This window comes from Streptosporangium sp. NPDC006013, assembly GCF_040614275.1.
GTDB lineage: Bacteria > Actinomycetota > Actinomycetes > Streptosporangiales > Streptosporangiaceae > Streptosporangium.
In genome coordinates this window covers 1-2,234 of record NZ_JBEXUE010000844.1, presented here as the reverse complement: position 1 = coordinate 2,234, position 2,234 = coordinate 1, and the positions used below count along the sequence as shown (strand labels likewise).

The following is a 2,234-nucleotide window of genomic DNA, read 5'->3' as shown; positions in this document are numbered from 1 at the left end:
GCCGACCGCGCCGAGTTCCAGGATCGTTCCGTGCGCCTGCTGGATGTGTCGTTGCCGGTGGAGCAGCGGAACGCGGCACAGCGGGAGGACGATCCGGCGGCCATCGCCCGGTGGGCGGCGGTTGGGCCACAGGAGTCCCGGATCGGCGGCGCGGCGGTGCGGGTGCTGCCCAACCTGAGCGGCCTGAACGCGCACTGGACGCTGGACGGGATCGTGGAGGAGATGCGGCGGCTGCGGGAGTCTCTCGCCTGACCGGCCGGTGTGAGCGCCCCGCGCGGAGGGGGCGGATGATGGGCGAGCGCGCCGCGGGTCGCCCGCTCGCCCCAGAGCCGATGAGAAGCCGATCGGAAAACCGGTCGGAAGCCGGTCAGAAAGCGGCCGGGGGGCCGACCCGGCGGGAGCGCGTCCTGGAGTGCCACCGCCTGCGGTGGAGCATGCCCAGCACGGCCATCGCCAGCCAGGCGAGGAAGACGAACTTCAGCACCCCGAACCCGCCGACCAGCACCCCGGCCACCAGCACCAGGATCATCAGGGGAAAGAACGGCGGTCCGCCGCGGCGGCCCACGTGGTGGTGACTCCAGCCCGGGTGGTGACGGCGGCCCTCGGGACGATGGGCGCCCCAGGGATGGCCGTGCCCGCGGCCCCGGTGGCCCGTGCTCCACGGCCCTCCGCCGGGGCCCCAGGGGGCTCCCGCGCCCCAGGGACCCCAGGCGTCCTCGGACTCCTCGATCTGAGGGACGCGCGGGCCGGGAAGGTCCGCGCTTACCCGGGCCAGGTCGCCGCCCGTCCGCGCGGACAGGGCCGACTCGAGGCGCTCGTCGAGTTCCTCGCGGGTCAGGCGGCCCTGGGCGTAGTGCTCGCGCAGGGCCGCCATCGCCACGTCACGTTCGGCGTCTCCGATGCGGAGGCCGTCTCGGGGCGTCATGGTCGGGTCACTCCTCGCCGGTGTCGCCGTCGGCCAGAATCTGGTAGAGCTTGCGGCGCGTCTCGGCCAGCGTCTGCTTCGCCTGCCGGATCTGCGACTCGCTGCCGGTCTGCAGGATCTGGAGCATGGCGAACCCCGACTGGCGGGCGGTGTCCATCAACTCCCAGGTGCTGTCGTCGATGTCGGGCGTCATCTCCTCCCACGGCGCGCGCACCTCGTCGGAGTGCTCGGTCACGTAGGCGCGGCCGGCCTCGGTGAGGCTGAAGGTCTTGCGCCCCTCGTTCTCCTCGGCCAGGACCAGGCCCTCATCGGTGAGCTGCTGCAACGCCGGGTAGACCGCTCCCGGGCTGGGCTTCCAGCCACCCTCGCTGCGCCGCTCGATCTCCTGGATGATCTGGTAGCCGTTTCGCGGGGACTCGGTGAGCAGGGCGAGGATCGCCGCGCGGACATCGCCGCGCTTGGCCTTGCGCCCGCGCCCGAACGGCGGCCCCCCGCCGAAGGGGCCTCCGCCGAACGGGCCTCTGCCCCCCCGGCCGCCTCGACCGCCCCTGCCGAAGTCCCAGGGGAACCCGCCGCCGGGGAAGGGGCCGCGGTGCCCGCGGTGCCGGTGCTCGTGCGGTCCGCCCTCGTGGTGCTGGTGCGGCCCGTGCTGCGGCCCACTCTCGTGCCATCCGGCGGCCATCTGCCGCCACGCCTCCTTGGCCGCGCGCTTCATCTCGCGCCTGACCTCCTGGGAGCCGAACCCGGTCCAGGGGCCACTCGTCGCGTTCGCTGCCGTCATGTCGTACCTCCATATCGCGATCGTCTTTTGATCGCTCTCGATGCCTCAAAGATATATCGAGAACATTCTGACAGCAACCCTTGTCCTGAAATATGGTTCTTCCCTTGAGGGGGAGCCGACGGTCACCGTGCGGGTGCTCAGCGTGTAAGTGAGGCAGATCACGTAATTCTTGCCGGATTCTGGAACAAGTACTGAGACCTGCACGTTACAAAGGACGTAGACGGGATTCGTTCCGCGCCGGAAGGGCTGGGGGGTGCTTTCGGTGCGGAACGGTCCCGTCTGTCGTTTCCGCAGGCCGCCGCCTGCCCGCCGATCTTTCCCCACCCGTCTCCGGCCTCCCGTGGAGGCGATCCGGAGGGTGCTCGGCGAAGACTCCGGGGTGAGACCTCAGGGTGAAGGCGATCTTCCCGGGTGGGCGCTCTGGTACGGCCGTCCCCGGCACCGATCGGCGGTTCCATCCGTTCCCCATTCGTAGGAAGATGCCGATGGCAGGCACTTCTCGTGAAGGGACGGGGAGATCGAAGCGGA

2 protein-coding genes and 1 pseudogene are annotated in these 2,234 nt (G+C 70.9%); 1 reads left to right on the top strand and 2 read right to left on the bottom strand.

Annotation, left to right across the window (positions count from 1 at the left end; translation table 11 throughout):
- A pseudogene (locus ABZ260_RS50225) lies at positions 1-252 on the top strand (hypothetical protein); the annotation flags it as partial.
- A gap of 115 nt (positions 253-367) precedes the next feature.
- Here the strand turns inward: ABZ260_RS50225 and ABZ260_RS50220 are convergent.
- Both ABZ260_RS50220 and ABZ260_RS50215 read right to left on the bottom strand, forming a co-directional pair.
- Entirely contained in the window at positions 368-925 is a 558-nt protein-coding gene (locus ABZ260_RS50220) for a DUF1707 domain-containing protein (RefSeq protein ID WP_355632822.1), read from the bottom strand.
- Between the two features lie 7 nt (positions 926-932).
- Positions 933-1,706 (bottom strand): PadR family transcriptional regulator, encoded by a 774-nt coding sequence (locus ABZ260_RS50215; protein WP_355632819.1) that lies wholly within the window; start codon positions 1,704-1,706, stop codon positions 933-935.
- Between the last annotated feature and the right edge of the window lie 528 nt (positions 1,707-2,234).